Here is a 15,340-nt window from a genome sequence, read left to right on the forward strand (position 1 = left end):
ATGCACACACTTTTGAATACCATTAAAAATATAAGCCAATCACCAAATTATAATTCGTCAGCTAATATGACAAAGGTAATTGCGGAAAATATTTTTAAGGATTTACGAGCATATGGTCTTGCTGATAAAGACATAGTAGCTATTTCATCTGAGATATTGAATAAATTAACTGACGATTTAAAAAGTCGGAATGAAAGAAGTCAAGCTGAGACCTAAGATTATATAAAAAAGAAGGAGCCTGATTTTGGCAGGCTCCCGTTTTGGTAGGACAGACTAAATCTGTTAATTCGAGGAGCAGGATAAACTTTTTGGTTATCCTGCTTTTTTGAGATGCTTATCTGCGCTCTTTTTTGCAACAACTTTTCTAGCTGTTCTTTTTGCAGATTTTTTAGTGCGTTTTCTACGAGTTTTAGTTGTAGAAGAAGCTTTGGTTTTACGTCTTTTTGTAGACGTTTTCTTTGCAGACGTTTTACGTCTAGTCTTTCTTTTTTTAGTGCCTGTAGCTTTTTTAGTTGAGCGTTTAGCTCTTGTTTTTCTACCAGCAGTTTTAGTAACTTTCTTCCGTTTTTTTCTAGTTACTTTTGATTTCGTAGTTTTTCTACGTTTTTTGCCAGCAGATACTTTTTTTGCTGTACTGGCTTTTTTTCTTCTGCGTACCACCATAAGTATTCCTCTCTCATCATTGGTGATGATGTAATTACATGCCACATGGCGTCATCTCGACGCGGACTAACGCAAAAGGCATCTTCACGACGCGTATACATTGCGCTTCACTTTTATATCGACATCTGTAAAAATACCTTGAGTTTATTTTAGAAGACTCATTGCGCACCTAACATAAATTTGGCATTTGTGCTTAAAAATTTAGTTAAACTAGTATATAATATAACAGTAATTATAAAGGCTTATATGAAAAAAATGATTTTTGAGCAACATTCTTTTATCCCAAACGGAGAAACAAAGTTTTGTTTTTTATTTGGCTCAAATATTAAGCATTCACTCTCTCCCGAAATGCATTCTACTTGGTTTAGAAAACAACATCAAAATTCTATATATTTGCCATTAGAAGTAATTGAAGGAAAAACATTTCTTTCATTAGTAAAAAATTTAATAAACTCCCGAAATTTTATAGGGGCAAATTTTACCTTACCTTTTAAAAATTTAATTTTAGAAGATAAAGATTTGATTAGATCAGAAATTGTTGAATGTGTTTCTTCGGCAAATACTCTTTATTTAAATCCTCATGGCAAATGGGCATTAGAAAATACAGATATTTTGGGGATTAGAGAATCGATTAAGTATTTAAATAAAGAAAATAAACCTTTTAGTGTAATTTTACTAGGGGGTGGAGGAGCTGCAATAAGTGTAATTTATGAAAGTGTAACAAATAATTTATGTAATCATATTCATGTATTTACAAGAACACCTGATAAGACTTTAAGTAATTTTCCTTTCATTGAAAAACAAAAAAAACTAGCATTATACAATATTGAAGATTTAAATCATGCAAAAATAAAAGAAATGTTAAAAAGAGATGATAAAATAATTTTAATTAATACTCTCCCTTTAGGTGGAGAAAAAAAAGAAAGCTTACATGGAAGTTACTTGGAAGAAAATACATATGCTAATGATGTTTTATTGCTAGCAAAAAAGACAGAAATTAGTTACTTTGATTTAATTTACTCTGATACAAAACCAATAAATCTAGCGAAAAAAATTGGAATTAATTCTATCAATGGTGAATTGATGTTAAGGACACAGGCAAAAGAAAGTTTTTATTTGTGGACGGGAATCAAAGTTAAGGATTAAGGAATAAATCGGCAACCGCTCGTAATGTTTCTTCTTTTTTACAAAATGCGAATCTTATCCAAGGTAAACTTTTTGGAGGTTGTTTGTAAAAAGAAGATAAAGGAATTGTTGCGATTCGATTTGTTTCCATCAATTGTTTTGCATAAGTTAAATCAGATATATCACCAGCTAAATTTTCATAATTTGCAGTTATAAAAAAAGTACCTTGTGTGTTACCTACAATATACCCAGCTCTTTCTAAAATTGATTTTAAAAAATTTCTTTTAATAAAATATTGCTCTTTTTGTTCTTTCAAATAACCATATAACCATTTATGATCAGACATAGCTTCTGCAATACCTAATTGGATGAAAGCACTGCTGCAAAAAACTGTTGCTTGATGGACGATTCTTATTGCTTCTGTTAAATTATGTGGTGCACAAACCCATCCAATTTTTAAACTTGTAAATCCAAAAGTCTTTGCTGCAGAACTAATTCTGACAACTAAATGCTGTATTTTAGGTATTGAGCACATGGAAATATGATTAGAAGGTTCATACACTAGGTTTTCATAAACTTCATCACACAGAATAATAGCATTTTTCTTTAAAAGTTTAGTTGCTATTCTATCTAGTTCTTCTTCTGAAAAGACTTTTCCAGTAGGATTGTGAGGGGAATTAAAAATAGCTAATTGAATGCCACCAGCACATGCAGCATCAAATTCAGACCAATCTATAGTCCAACCCCCTCCTCGAACTCCTATTGGAGTGTCTGGTGCATGTAATTTAACAGGTACTACTTGCCCGCCAGCATTGGCAATTGCTTGATAATATGAGTCAAAAGCGGGTTCAAAAACTAAGACTTTGTCGCCAGGGTTTACAAAAGCATTTATAGCAGAAAAAATAGCTTCTGTTGCTCCATTAGTAATGGTAATTTCGTTTTCAGGATCGTATATAACTCCTGTAGTTTTTTCTACGAAGAATGAAACCTCTGTTCTAAGTTGAGCTTCTCCGTGAGAAGGAGAATATTGGTTATGACAGGTTAGAACTTGTTTCGAGATAGATTCTATTACTTTTGAAGGACCATAAAAGTCGGGAAAACCTTGGCCTAAATTAATTGCATTATGCAATTTAGCTAAGGAGGTCATTTCTGAAAAAATACTTTTACCTATAGAATTCCATCTTTGAGCAATTTTATTTGAGATTTGCATTGCAATACCTTTAGAAAAGATTTCTGTTACTGAAAATGAAGGTGGAATCATTTTCTATATAAGTTTTATGGTAACAACACTTTAAATAGCTAAATATATATGGCTATTGTAAGTTTTAAAAATACTAAGTAAATAACCAGAAGCTTATTAAAAGCTAGTAAAATAAAAAAATCAACATTGAGAGTTGAAATTCTTAGTGTTTGTTTTTTATAAGAGGACAAAATGACTTTTTCTGTTAAATCCTTAAATAGTTTTGAATACCATTTACTAGAAAAAATGCATATTATAGATAAAAGATTTGGATTAAATGAGAAAATTAATATTCTATTAAACGTTCAAGTTTCTGGTGGAATGGATAGCATGTGTTTATTAAGCGCATTAAATAAAATCATCTATTCAAAACATTTTAAAAATAAAAATAATTTTATAATTATTGTACAACATTTTAATCATCAAATGAGAGGGGTTGAATCTGATTTAGATTCACAGTTTGTTGTTAACTTTTGTATAAAAAATGGTATAGCTGTTTACATTGAAAAATTTAATAATGATGAAAAAAATTTAGTTGGAAAAAACTTTCAACAGACTGCTAGAAACTGGCGGAAGAGTAAAGCAATCAAATTGTGTATTGAATTAAGTAAACAATTAAAATGCGAGAAATATTTTATATTAACAGCGCATCATGCGAGAGATCATGTTGAAACTATTCTTCAGCATGTAATCAGAGGCTGTTCACTTGAAGGTTTAATTGGAATTAATGAATTCGATGAGAATGATGTTTACTTCAGACCTTTTTCCGAAATAAGTTTTTCTTTATTACAAAAATATTGCAATGAACAAAAAATAGAATATAGATTAGATAGTTCTAATGAATCGGATAAATATGCCAGAAATTATATTAGGCATAATATATTACCTCATTTGAGTCATTTAAATCTTTCTTATGAAAAAGCTTTTGTTTCTTTGTCGCAAGATGTTGCTTGTCTGTTAACCAAGTTTAAAGATAAAAAATTCAACTATTCTCTAGATAGTAATTGGAATATTGAAAGCTTTTCTGTTAATGAAATATATAGCTACTTAATTGAAAAAAATAAGGAACTTAAAAGAGTGTTAACCCGAAATGCTGTATTGAATATCTTGCATGAAATACAAATTTTTAAAAAAAGTAATTTTTTACAAAAGGATATTAACTTGGCACAGGGCTGGATTGTCCAGTTAAATAAGGTTAATAATAACATTGACATAGAAGTAATTCAAAAAAAATTCATGAAATGAATTATGAATGTGCCTTGACTTACCGATGTAACGTTGCAAAGTGTATTATAGGGTGTAGAGTTCGCCTGTTTAGAAGCATAAATAATTTATGAACCTCTAACTCATTAGGTGAGGCTAAATAAAGTGATAGTTAAGGAGCTCGAATGGGTAAAGATTCCTGGGTGAAGGCTGCCTTAGTGTGGGCAGCTATTATAGTATTATTTGTACTGACTTTTAAATTTTTGTACAAACCTCACGAGGAAGTTCAGAAAACATATCCTCAATTTCTTAGTTACATTGAGAAACCAGCAGGAGATCCTCAAAGTATTTTGAGTATCAGTATTCGTTCCGATAATTTACGTGGCGATGAAATAACAGCTAAATTAAAAGACAACTCTGTTGTGACAACCTACGCTCCAGCTGATGATGGCGTAAGAGCTCAGTTGCGCAAAGATATGGATTCAAAAAAGATTCCAATAAATTATGAAAAACCTGATGAAGGAAGTGCTTGGTTAAACTTTGTTTCCATGTGGCTGCCGCTTATCATAATTGTTATCTTCATGCTTCTCTTTTTACGGAATATGCAAGGTGCTGGCGGAAAAGCAATGTCATTTGGGAAAAGTAGAGCAAAACTACAAACCGATGGCGCTAACAAAGTTACCTTCAAAGATGTTGCTGGTATTGAAGAAGTAAAGCAAGAGTGTACGGAAATAGTTGCATTCTTAAAAGATCATAAAAAATTTCAAGAAATCGGAGCAAGAATTCCAAAGGGAGTTCTTATGATGGGCGCTCCAGGTACTGGAAAGACTCTTTTGGCTAGAGCAATTGCTGGAGAAGCTGGAGTTCCATTTTTTACCATCTCAGGCTCAGATTTTGTAGAAATGTTTGTTGGTGTTGGTGCATCTAGAGTTCGTGATTTATTTGAAAATGCGAAAAAGAATTCTCCTTGCATTATTTTCATTGATGAAATTGATGCTGTTGGTAGACATCGTGGCGCTGGAGTTGGTGGCGGGCATGATGAACGTGAACAAACACTAAACCAGCTTCTTGTAGAGATGGATGGGTTTGAGGCTAACGATGCAGTGATAGTCATTGCTGCAACTAACCGTCCAGATGTTCTCGATCCTGCTTTACTACGTCCAGGTCGTTTTGATCGTCGAGTAATGGTCGGATTACCTGATGTTAGAGGTCGGAAAGAAATTCTTGGTGTGCATATGAAAAAGATTAAGCATACCGAGGATATCAACGTCGAGCGTATAGCCCTAGGTACTCCTGGTTTTTCTGGCGCTGATTTAGAAAATTTATGTAATGAAGCTGCTTTGATGGCTGCTCGAAATGGTATGAAGAGAGTGACTGAAAAAGATTTTGAATCAGCAAAAGATAAAATTTTAATGGGGCCTGAAAGAAGAAGTGCGGTTCTTCCTAAAGAAACTATTAAAGTAACTGCATATCATGAAGCTGGCCATGCTTTAGTTGCTTACTTTTTAAAGTCCAGAGAAAATGTCCATAAAATAACGGTTATTCCGCGTGGACAAGCCCTTGGAGTAACTGCTTATTTACCAAAAGAAGATATTTACGGCTATTCTAAAGAAGATTTACTGACTAAAATTGCATTCGCAATGGGGGGTAGAGCGGCTGAAGAAATTAAGTTTTCTCAATTTACTACCGGGGCATCAAATGACATTCAGCAAGCAACTGATTTAGCGAGACGTATGGTCTGTCAATTTGGTATGAGTCGTTTGGGGCCAATAAATTTTGGGCAAAAAAGCGAGAATCCATTTTTAGGGCGTGATTGGGGTGAATCTAGAAATTACTCAGAAACTCTTGCGCACGAAATAGATATGGAAGTGTCTAAAATAATCAATACTCAATATGAGCTTGCGAAACAAATATTAGTAGATCATATGGATGTATTTGAGCGAGTTTCTAATATATTGCTTGAAGTTGAAACTTTAGATGGAGAAGAATTCATTGCTGTAGTTGGTAACTCAGCTACTGCAGAAGAAATTAAAGAAATGCAAGCGAAAAAATCTTTAAGTGGCAGTCTTGAAGGTGAAAATTCTAAGCAAGATAATGCTGCTGGAATTAATTCTTTAAATACCACTCCAACTCCTGCATAGTTTTATTTCATTTTTCTTTTGACCTCACTATTTTTTCTCGTTAAAAAATAGTGAGGTTTTTTTATTTAACAATTCTGTATGAGTAAATAAAAAATGAATAAAAGTGATGAAAAATTAAAAAATCTATGTATTCAAAACCAGCATATATGGATGGGGATTATAAATATTACGCCAGATAGTTTTAGTGATGGGGGAATTTATTTCAATGTGGAAGCTGCTATAAAAAGAGCAATGCAGCTTGTTGAGCATGGCGCTAAAATTTTAGATATTGGCGGAGTGTCTACAAGACCATATGCAGAAACAATATCTACTAATGAAGAATTGGATAGACTTTATCCTATTGTATCAAAATTGAAAAAGAATATTCCAGATGATGTATTAATAAGTCTTGATAGTTTTAATCCTAATGTTACCTATACTCTGGCCCAGGAAAATTTAATTGATATTATTAATGATCAATTTTCAGGAAGAATTACAGGACTTATTTCAAGTAATAATGAAACAAGAAATATAAGTAATGCAGAAATTGCGGCTTCTTTTAATTTAGGGTATGTTATTATGCATATGCAAGGGAAACCTACTAATATGCAAAATGCACCAAAATATCAAGATTGTTCTGAAGAAGTCATTTTATTTTTGCAAGAAAGAATGATTTATGCTGAAAGATGTGGAGTTAAAGAAATTATTTTAGATCCAGGAATAGGTTTTGGCAAAACAGTTGAGCATAATTTAGAATTATTATCACCAACTTTTATAAATAAATTATTAGATTTAAACAAAAATATTCTTGTTGGCTTATCAAGGAAATGGTTTATTGGTCAATTGCATAAAGAATTAGATATTCCTAATAAAAGAGATTACATTTCTAAAGATTATGAATTTAAATGTATTGCTAATGGTGTCAAAATAATCCGATCTCATGTTATGCCGTCAGAGCTAACTTATAAATAAGGTAACAAATATGGATGCAAACGAATTATGGCACATTATTAGTAATGAAATAGAAGTTATCAAAAAGGAAACTGATGCTTCACATCATCCAATCCTAGAAAGGGCTTGTACTTCAATTAAAGAAGCTATCGATAAATTTTTTAGTGAGCAAGTTTCAATTGGATTACCTCATCCGCATCCTAGAAGTAGAATATATCGCTCTGAACCAAAAACATGGGATATTAGAGATATTTCTTCTGATGAATTATCGAGTCTAATTATTAAAAAAGCTAAGAAAGCGAAGAAAAAACCGATATGTGTTTTTGATTTAGATGGAACGCTATTTGATGTCGGTTATCGGACAATAGGAATTATTAAAGAATGGTTAGCATCAGATGCTGCTCTGCATTTTGATAAAAGTCTTTTGCAAAAAATTAGTAAAATTAATTATGATCATATTGGATATAGTTTATCTCACCTTTTTGAAAACTCAGGATTTGACTTGAGAAATCAACAAATAATGGCTTTATTTTCTTCAATTGAAAGAGTTTGGAAAAAGAAATTTTTTGATGGTGTTACTTTAGTAAAATACGATAAAATTATGATTGATTCGTGTGAATTTGTTAAAAATTTAAATAATAATGGATTAGAGATATTTTATTTAACCGGTAGATATTGGCATTCTATGAGACATGGAACCATAGAACAATTGAAAAAATTTAATTTCCCTTTATTAGATGAAAATTTAATATTAAAATTAAATCCATTTGAAGATGATCAATTATTTAAATCTGAACAAATTAGAATATTAGGAAAAGAATTTGAAATATGTGGAAATTTTGAAAACGAATATTTAAATTTAGCTTACATGGCATTAGAAGCTAGAAATGCAATCAATGTAATTGTAGATTCACAACATTCTGGGAGACCTACTCCTATCTTAGAAATCCCAATATATCGTATTTCTAATTTTGAAAAGAGTAAGCAAAATGAATAACTATAATTTTGATGAAGAGTTTAATAGAATTGGAAGTAATAGTTATAAATGGGATGGGAGAAAAAGATTTTTAGGATATGAAAATTTAATTCCTATGCATGTTGCAGATATGGATTTTCAATGTGCTCCTGAAATATTACAAGAAATAGAAAAAAGAGCAAGACATCCATTTTTTGGTTATACTATTTATTCAGGTTCACATTTTGAATGGATGGGTGATTGGTTATATAAAAAACACAACTGGAAAGTTACAAGTAATAATTGTTTATATTCGCCTTCAGTAGTAACTTCTTTAAGTATAATTGTTTTTTCTTTGACTAATGAAAATGATGGAGTCATTGTCCAAACTCCAATATACCCTCCTTTTATGGAAGTTGTGAGAAATAATAATAGAAAATTACTAATAAATGAATTAAAATTAAATGAACAAGGGAAATATACTTTTGATCTCGATAATTTTGAAGAATTGTGTAAAAAAAATTCACCTAAAATTCTTTTATTCTGCAACCCTCATAATCCAGTTGGTAAAGTGTGGGCAAAAGATGAGCTACTAAAACTAGCTGAATTATGTAAAAAATATAGTATAATTGTAATTTCAGATGAAATTCATAGTGACATTGTTTATAAACCAAATAAACATATTCCATTCGCGAGTTTAGGAAAAGATATTGCACAATTTACTTTAACTTGTTTATCTCCGGCAAAAACTTTTAATTTACCAAGCGTTTCAAGTTCAGTAATAATTGTAGAAAACAACAATTATAAGAAAATTTTAGACAAAGCATTAGATAGATTTCATTTATTCTTACCTTCAGCTTTTTCTGTGCTATCATTTGAAACAGCATATAAATATGGTGAAAAATGGTATAATAGTCTTATGGATTATTTATTAATAAATAGAGAAGTGGTTTTTAATTGGGCAAACAGAAATAGTAATATGATTCAGTATGTTTCTCCTGAAGGAACCTATTTATCTTGGATATCTTTTAGAAATATGAATTTATCTGATGCTAATTTAAAAAAATTCATATATGAAAATGCTAACGTTGCTTTAGACCCTGGGATTCGTTTTGGCAAAGGTGGTGAAGGATTTATGCGGTTAAATTTTGCATGCCCAATAAATCAATTAACTAGAGCATTAGATAATATAGAAAAAATATTAATATAGAATTTGTAAATTTTATTTATTGTTAAAATACTCATAAAAAAAATTATAAGGCATTATTAGTAAAGAATAATATTAATAAATATGACTATTTCTCAATAGAATACCCTTGCTCTATTTTTATATTTATGTTAAAAAATTTATCTATAATGTCTATATTATAGATTTTATTATAAAAAAATAAGCTTTGGCTTAAATAATTTTAATTTATTGGTTGTTTTTTTATTTTCTAAATTGTTATATAAATTATATAACAATTCATTTTTCTTATAGAATTATAAATAATAAGAGATTTTTATGTCAAAACAAAATAAAATACTTGCATTTCTTTTTGTTACTTTTTTACTAGTTTATGAGTTCAGCGTTTATATAGCGAATGATATGATCATGCCTGCAATGATTAATATTGTGAATGAATTTAATGTATCAGACTCATTTATAGCCTCTTCATTGAGTATTTTTATTCTAGGAGGTGCAACATTACAGCTATTATTAGGCCCTCTTTCCGACAAATATGGTAGTCGTAAAATTATGCTTGGCGGGGTCATGTTATTTTTTGCTGCAACAATATTTAATGGACTGTCTAGAAATATTGAAGAATTTTTAATTTCTCGTTTCTTACAAGGAATGGGTATTTGCTATATAGGTGTGATAGGTTATGCAAAAATACAGCAAATGTTTGAAGAAAAACTTGCGGTAAGAATTATTTCTATAATGACAACTGTATCTATAATTGCACCATTAATAGGTCCGTTGTCAGGAAGTTTATTTTTACAATACTACAATTGGCGTGGCATAAATTTAGTTATTGCTTTTTTTGCTTTTATCGCTTTAATAGGGCTCTATTTCTTTTTTCCGATTGATTCGAAAGTTAAAGTTATTGCTAAACAGAAAAATGAAAATTTTTTCAAGGAAACTGCTTCTCAATATAAATCTTTATTTAAGAATAAAAAATTTATTCTTGGTGTTTTAGCATTTTCATTTGCCGAATTGCCAATAATAATTTGGATCGCTTTATCACCTGTAATGCTAATGAGGAAAGCTGAGTTACCTAGGTTTGAATATGGATTATTTCAAATACCTGTTTTTGGCTCATTTATTCTTGGGGTTATCTTTTTACAATTTTTGATAAAAAAGGCTGATCTTGAAATCCTTATTAAAATAGGGACTGTTCTAATTGGTATAGGATTAATATCAAGTTTTATTTTTTCTATACTTTTAAATCAACATCACTTTGTAATGGTTTTTGCTTTTTCTTTGTATTCACTAGGATTAGGTTTAGTTAGTTCTCCTATTACCAGATTATTACTTTTTTCATCAGAGCTTCCTAAAGGAATTGTAAGTGCTTTATTTAGTGTAATGTTGGTAATAATTCTTGCACTAGGAACAGAAATGGCAAACATTTTATATTCTAATTTTAGCAATATAAAGTTAGCAGGTTATTTATCTGTTTTATATTTAGTCTATGCTTCAAGTTTATACTTTTTTATGAATGCAAAACAAAGCGATAAAAAACAAGAGATAAAAGAAAGCAAAATTATTGGATAGAACAATTTTTATCTTCTTGTGCAAAATAAAATGTAAAACTTATTCAGGTATTTTAATATGCACCTGTTTTTATTCTAAATTTAATTCTTAAATTCATTGGGTGCTGCTCTTTCCATAAAAAGTATTATATTTATTAAATATTTTTTTAATATTTTCTTTGTCACTCACTACTTTATTCAATTTTTTCCAAATAAAAGTTATATTCTTAGGATCTATTTTTGAGTTTTTAGAAAAAGCTAAATAGTAAGATTTTAATTTATATGGTATTTTGTGGATTTTAATTTTATCTTTTAAATCAATATCAATAAAATTTGTATAGGCGCTATATACAACAGCGCAGCCTGTATTATCCCTAATCATTTTCTTGATATTTAAAGAATCGCTTTTTCCTGATTCAAGTTGTAAGTTTTTGGTAGCTAGTAATTCTTTTTCTGCAGAGTTTCCTCGGGCGACACGTATAGGAAAAGGTAATTTTGATACTTCACCTGTATAATCATAATTTGTGTTCTTTAAAGTTAACACATAGTACCCATAACAGCCCAATTTATATATAGAACTGCAGTATGCTTCTTCATTTGGGCCAGAATCACTTGGATAATTTAAATATTCAGCTCTTTTTTCGTCATATGAGGCATTAAGAACAATATCGTATTCCCCTGCTTTAGCTCTGTCTAAACATCGAATCCACGGGATCAGTTCTAACGAATATGTTAGATTTGTATTAGTAAAAACCTCATTCAATATATCAACATGCACGCCTATAGGTTTTCGATCTTTCAAAATCATAATAAAAGGAATTTGAATATTATCATCAGCACAAATTTTCACCTTCTCTTTTGCATTAATTTGCAAAAAAAACGCTATAGTTAGTACAAATAAAAATATTTTGCATGTTCTGGATAGCATAATTTCCTCTGTAACTTTGTTCATTGATTAAATAATAGAATGAAATTTATAAAATTAAAAGACTAATTTCAAAATTATGACTTAAAAAATATTACTATTTTTTATTTTCTTTCCTTTTAAATATTTTGTGTTATTTGGATGAAAGAAAAATATAAATTAATATTATTTTTCTTTTTGGAGTTTTTATGATGTTTTTAAAGAATAAAATCTTAGTTTTGAGTATTATTTCTATGAATCCTGTTTTTGCGGGAAATTTATTTAGTTCATCAAGTAAAGTAAAATATGAAAAATTAAGGAATGAATACAGTAATCCGCACAGCAATAAACATGATTCGAAAAAAGAAAAAGAAATCTATAATCCTTCTCTAGGAGAAATATTAATAATTAATCAAAATATTCAGAAAATTAATGTTTATTTAGAAATTGCAAAAAAAGCTTTAAACTATGTTTATGAACTACATTTAGAGAATCCTTGGTATGATTTAGATGATTCAACGGCTGAATTTTATACTTACTCATATTCTTATGCAAAAATTAATTTTGATAAACTTTTAAAAGATAAAAAAAATGCAGAAGATTCATTATATTTATTAAATGGTATCAATATTTCAGAAAAAGCATTGGAAAATGCTTTTGAAAATACAAAAAATGTGATTAGGAATGCAAACTATGATTGTGAGCTTGAAAAATATTAAGTCAGAAAAATAAGGTATTGCATAAAATGTACCTTAGTTTTTTAATTTATTTTATGCAATGTCAGTTCTTGAAAAATAAAAATGATCTTTAATTATTAATGGATACGGTGCGCTAACTATACATTTTCAATATTTGATTTTATGAAAATTTTAAAAAAATTTTTGCAAATGAAATCTGAAAAATCTGAGGAAAGGCAAAAAGGAAGAGCAACTTTTAGTAACTCTTCCTTTTTAAATACTATTTTTTTGCAGTAGCAGCTATTAAATTTAAGGCGCTTCCTGCTTTAAACCAGCCTATTTGTTGTTCATTAAAGGTGTGATTTAACAGAATAGTATCTGTTTGTCCATCTGCATGTTTTACAGTTAAAGTAAGCTGTTTACCTGGTGCTAAATCTTTTGCATTTAGTGAGAAAGTATCATCTTCTTTAATTTTTTCATAGTCAGCAGGGGTTGCAAAAGTTAAAGGTAACATTCCCTGTTTCTTTAAATTTGTTTCATGAATACGTGCAAAGCTTTTTACGATAATAGCTTTCCCGCCCAAATGACGAGGTTCAAGTGCTGCGTGTTCACGAGAGCTTCCTTCCCCGTAGTTTTCTTCTCCAATTACAATCCAGCCAATTCCACCAGCTTTATAGTCTCTGGCAGTAGCAGGAACTGCTCCAGTATTTCCATTTAATTGGTTTTTTACCTTGTTTGCTTCACTATTAAAAGCATTGATGGCACCAATAAGTAGGTTATTTGAGATATTATCCAAATGTCCGCGGTACTTTAACCAGCTACCAGCCATTGAAATATGATCTGTAGTACATTTGCCTTTTGCTTTGATAAGAAGTTTTAAATTATTAAAATCATTCTCTACATGTGGAGCTTTGAAAGGGCTCAGTGCCTGTAAACGATCACTTTGTGGATTGATATTCACGGAAATACTCGAACCGTCAGTAGCAGGTGCTACATATCCGTGTTCATCCTTCACAAAGCCTTTATCAGGTAAATCTAATCCTTTTGGAGTTTGCAGCATGACTTTTTCGCCCTTGTCGTTCATGACAGGCTCTTTTGTGAAGTCGATAGAAAGATCTCCAGCTAAGGCAAAACCAATGACTGTTTCTGGTGAAGCAACAAAGGCATGTGTCTTCGGGTTGCCGTCGTTTCTAGCTGTGAAATTACGATTGAAGCTTGTTACAATAGAGTTTTTCTCTTGAGCACCATGACGCTTCCATTGTCCAATACATGGGCCACAAGCATTCGCCATGACATTTGCGCCAAGCTTTTCTAAAATACCTAATTGACCATCTCTTTCAATTGTAGCTCTAACTTGCTCGCTTCCAGGAGTGATTAGAAATTCGCATTTAGATTTTATACCTTGCGCTGCAGCTTGTTTCGCTACTGAGGCAACTCTATCAATGTCTTCATAGGACGAATTTGTACAAGAACCAATTAAGGCTGCACTTAATTGCGCTGGCCAGTTGTTGTCTTTTACTGCTTTTGCAAATTGGGAGATAGGAGTTGCTAAGTCAGGTGTGAAAGGACCATTTACATGTGGTTCAAGAGTATCTAGGTCAATGGTGACCACTTGGTCGTAAAATTTCTCTGGATTTTTTTCTACTTCTATATCTGTTTTTAAATATTCGCTTAAACCGTCGGCAAGTTTAGCGATCTCTGCGCGTTCAGTTTTTTTAAGGTAATCGCCCATGCGAGAATCGTAAGGGAACAATGAAGTAGTAGCACCAATTTCAGCGCCCATGTTACAAATTGTACCTTTGCCAGTACAGGAAAGAGTAGTTGTACCTGGGCCGAAATATTCAACAATAGCCCCAGTTCCGCCTTTTACTGTTAAAATGCCGGCTAGTTTTAAAATAACATCTTTAGGTGAAGCCCAGCCTTTTAAAGAACCTGTAAGCTTAACTCCAATCAGTTTAGGAAATTTAAGTTCCCAAGGTATACCAGCCATAACATCAACGGCGTCGGCTCCGCCAACACCAATAGCAATCATCCCAAGACCGCCTGCATTTGGAGTATGAGAGTCGGTACCAATCATCATTCCGCCAGGAAAAGCATAGTTTTCAAGAACCACTTGGTGAATAATGCCGGCTCCTGGCTTCCAAAATCCGATTCCATATTTTTTTGATACATTCGCCAGAAACTCATAGACTTCGGCATTGTCTTTGTTTGCTGTGGCTAAATCTGTTTTAGCGTTAATTTCAGCTTGAATAAGGTGGTCACAATGAACTGTTGAAGGAACTGCAACTTTAGGAATTCCTGCAGACATAAATTGTAAAAGAGCCATTTGGGCGGTGGCGTCTTGCATAGCAACTCTATCGGGAAAGAAGTCGACGTAGTCTTTTCCGCGCGCAAAATTATTTAATTCAGTTCCTTTTGAACCATTTGCTGGTTTTAGGTGTGCGTAAAGTATTTTTTCGGTGTAAGTCATCGGTCGGCCAAGAAGTTTGCGGGCAGCATCTACATTAGATTTAAAATTTGCATAAACTTTTTTAACCATATCAAGATCTTGAACCATAAAAACCTCCAAAAAAACAAAACAAGCTCATGTATTTAAGACATGTGCGCTATAAAATGTCATAACGTCTTGTCGGTAGATATAAAACAAAGTGTGACATAATAATTTCTTCTGAGCTATAAAAAAAATGTATATCTGGACGTTCTAAGCTCCTCGGAAAAAAAAATTTCAAAAACGCTTGACTCTTTTCTTCCGAAAGAATACTAACCCGT

At 31.2% G+C, this 15,340-nt stretch carries 13 protein-coding genes; 9 read left to right on the forward strand and 4 right to left on the reverse strand.

What is annotated here, in order from left to right; all coding sequences use genetic code 11:
• A complete protein-coding gene (locus tag QEJ31_RS08270) occupies nucleotides 1–216 on the forward strand; it encodes a hypothetical protein (protein ID WP_158998939.1) in 216 nt (71 codons plus the stop codon).
• Nucleotides 217–312: 96 nt separating this feature from the next.
• On the opposite strand, the gene QEJ31_RS08275 is transcribed toward QEJ31_RS08270, so the two are convergent.
• Complete coding sequence (locus tag QEJ31_RS08275; protein WP_280589281.1) at nucleotides 313–663, reverse strand: hypothetical protein; 351 nt, start codon at nucleotides 661–663, stop codon at nucleotides 313–315.
• A 246-nt stretch (nucleotides 664–909) separates the two neighbouring features.
• Between QEJ31_RS08275 and QEJ31_RS08280 the strand changes: the two genes are divergently transcribed.
• Nucleotides 910–1,809 carry a hypothetical protein gene (locus tag QEJ31_RS08280; RefSeq protein ID WP_280589283.1) on the forward strand — a complete coding sequence of 300 codons (900 nt, stop codon included), beginning with the start codon at nucleotides 910–912 and terminating at the stop codon, nucleotides 1,807–1,809.
• Here QEJ31_RS08280 and QEJ31_RS08285 read toward each other — a convergent pair.
• A complete protein-coding gene (locus tag QEJ31_RS08285; RefSeq protein ID WP_280589284.1) occupies nucleotides 1,799–2,998 on the reverse strand; it encodes an aminotransferase class I/II-fold pyridoxal phosphate-dependent enzyme in 1,200 nt (399 codons plus the stop codon). The genes QEJ31_RS08280 and QEJ31_RS08285 overlap by 11 nt on opposite strands.
• 222 nt (nucleotides 2,999–3,220) lie before the next feature.
• Here QEJ31_RS08285 and tilS point away from each other — a divergent pair, with 222 nt between their 5' ends.
• The 6 genes from tilS (at nucleotide 3,221) to QEJ31_RS08315 (ending at nucleotide 11,012) form a co-directional block, all read left to right on the forward strand.
• Nucleotides 3,221–4,273 carry a tRNA lysidine(34) synthetase TilS gene (gene tilS / locus QEJ31_RS08290; RefSeq protein ID WP_280589286.1) on the forward strand — a complete coding sequence of 351 codons (1,053 nt, stop codon included), beginning with the start codon at nucleotides 3,221–3,223 and terminating at the stop codon, nucleotides 4,271–4,273.
• A 143-nt stretch (nucleotides 4,274–4,416) separates the two neighbouring features.
• Nucleotides 4,417–6,372, forward strand: a complete 1,956-nt coding sequence (ftsH, locus tag QEJ31_RS08295; RefSeq protein WP_280589288.1) for an ATP-dependent zinc metalloprotease FtsH — start codon at nucleotides 4,417–4,419, stop codon at nucleotides 6,370–6,372.
• Nucleotides 6,373–6,465: 93 nt separating this feature from the next.
• The gene (gene folP / locus QEJ31_RS08300) at nucleotides 6,466–7,323 is read left to right on the forward strand and encodes a dihydropteroate synthase (RefSeq protein ID WP_280589289.1); all 858 of its coding nucleotides are present in this window, start codon (nucleotides 6,466–6,468) and stop codon (nucleotides 7,321–7,323) included.
• Between the two features lie 10 nt (nucleotides 7,324–7,333).
• On the forward strand, nucleotides 7,334–8,299 hold the full coding sequence (locus QEJ31_RS08305) for an HAD family acid phosphatase (RefSeq protein WP_280589290.1): 966 nt from the start codon (nucleotides 7,334–7,336) through the stop codon (nucleotides 8,297–8,299).
• Complete coding sequence (locus QEJ31_RS08310; protein WP_280589291.1) at nucleotides 8,292–9,467, forward strand: PatB family C-S lyase; 1,176 nt, start codon at nucleotides 8,292–8,294, stop codon at nucleotides 9,465–9,467. The genes QEJ31_RS08305 and QEJ31_RS08310 overlap by 8 nt, the downstream gene beginning before the upstream one ends.
• Before the next feature lie 294 nt (nucleotides 9,468–9,761).
• The gene (locus QEJ31_RS08315) at nucleotides 9,762–11,012 is read left to right on the forward strand and encodes an MFS transporter (RefSeq protein ID WP_280589293.1); all 1,251 of its coding nucleotides are present in this window, start codon (nucleotides 9,762–9,764) and stop codon (nucleotides 11,010–11,012) included.
• Nucleotides 11,013–11,105: 93 nt separating this feature from the next.
• On the opposite strand, the gene QEJ31_RS08320 is transcribed toward QEJ31_RS08315, so the two are convergent.
• Entirely contained in the window at nucleotides 11,106–11,918 is an 813-nt protein-coding gene (locus tag QEJ31_RS08320) for a transporter substrate-binding domain-containing protein (protein ID WP_280589294.1), read from the reverse strand.
• 185 nt (nucleotides 11,919–12,103) lie between these two features.
• Here QEJ31_RS08320 and QEJ31_RS08325 point away from each other — a divergent pair, with 185 nt between their 5' ends.
• Nucleotides 12,104–12,613: a hypothetical protein gene (locus tag QEJ31_RS08325; protein ID WP_280589296.1), complete on the forward strand. Its 510-nt coding sequence runs from the start codon at nucleotides 12,104–12,106 to the stop codon at nucleotides 12,611–12,613.
• A gap of 238 nt (nucleotides 12,614–12,851) precedes the next feature.
• Here the strand turns inward: QEJ31_RS08325 and QEJ31_RS08330 are convergent, their stop codons facing one another.
• Nucleotides 12,852–15,128: an aconitate hydratase gene (locus QEJ31_RS08330; RefSeq protein ID WP_280589297.1), complete on the reverse strand. Its 2,277-nt coding sequence runs from the start codon at nucleotides 15,126–15,128 to the stop codon at nucleotides 12,852–12,854.
• Between the last annotated feature and the right edge of the window lie 212 nt (nucleotides 15,129–15,340).

Origin of the sequence: Pigmentibacter sp. JX0631, from assembly GCF_029873255.1 — a bacterium.
In the GTDB taxonomy this organism is placed as follows: domain Bacteria; phylum Bdellovibrionota_B; class Oligoflexia; order Silvanigrellales; family Silvanigrellaceae; genus Silvanigrella.

Coding starts and splice junctions, on each gene's coding strand:
- QEJ31_RS08270 (WP_158998939.1), top strand. CDS start 1: ATGCACACACTTTTGAATACCATTAAAAATATAAGCCAATCACCAAAT.
- QEJ31_RS08275 (WP_280589281.1), bottom strand. CDS start 663: ATGGTGGTACGCAGAAGAAAAAAAGCCAGTACAGCAAAAAAAGTATCT.
- QEJ31_RS08280 (WP_280589283.1), top strand. CDS start 910: ATGAAAAAAATGATTTTTGAGCAACATTCTTTTATCCCAAACGGAGAA.
- QEJ31_RS08285 (WP_280589284.1), bottom strand. CDS start 2,998: ATGCAAATCTCAAATAAAATTGCTCAAAGATGGAATTCTATAGGTAAA.
- tilS (WP_280589286.1), top strand. CDS start 3,221: ATGACTTTTTCTGTTAAATCCTTAAATAGTTTTGAATACCATTTACTA.
- ftsH (WP_280589288.1), top strand. CDS start 4,417: ATGGGTAAAGATTCCTGGGTGAAGGCTGCCTTAGTGTGGGCAGCTATT.
- folP (WP_280589289.1), top strand. CDS start 6,466: ATGAATAAAAGTGATGAAAAATTAAAAAATCTATGTATTCAAAACCAG.
- QEJ31_RS08305 (WP_280589290.1), top strand. CDS start 7,334: ATGGATGCAAACGAATTATGGCACATTATTAGTAATGAAATAGAAGTT.
- QEJ31_RS08310 (WP_280589291.1), top strand. CDS start 8,292: ATGAATAACTATAATTTTGATGAAGAGTTTAATAGAATTGGAAGTAAT.
- QEJ31_RS08315 (WP_280589293.1), top strand. CDS start 9,762: ATGTCAAAACAAAATAAAATACTTGCATTTCTTTTTGTTACTTTTTTA.
- QEJ31_RS08320 (WP_280589294.1), bottom strand. CDS start 11,918: ATGCTATCCAGAACATGCAAAATATTTTTATTTGTACTAACTATAGCG.
- QEJ31_RS08325 (WP_280589296.1), top strand. CDS start 12,104: ATGATGTTTTTAAAGAATAAAATCTTAGTTTTGAGTATTATTTCTATG.
- QEJ31_RS08330 (WP_280589297.1), bottom strand. CDS start 15,128: ATGGTTCAAGATCTTGATATGGTTAAAAAAGTTTATGCAAATTTTAAA.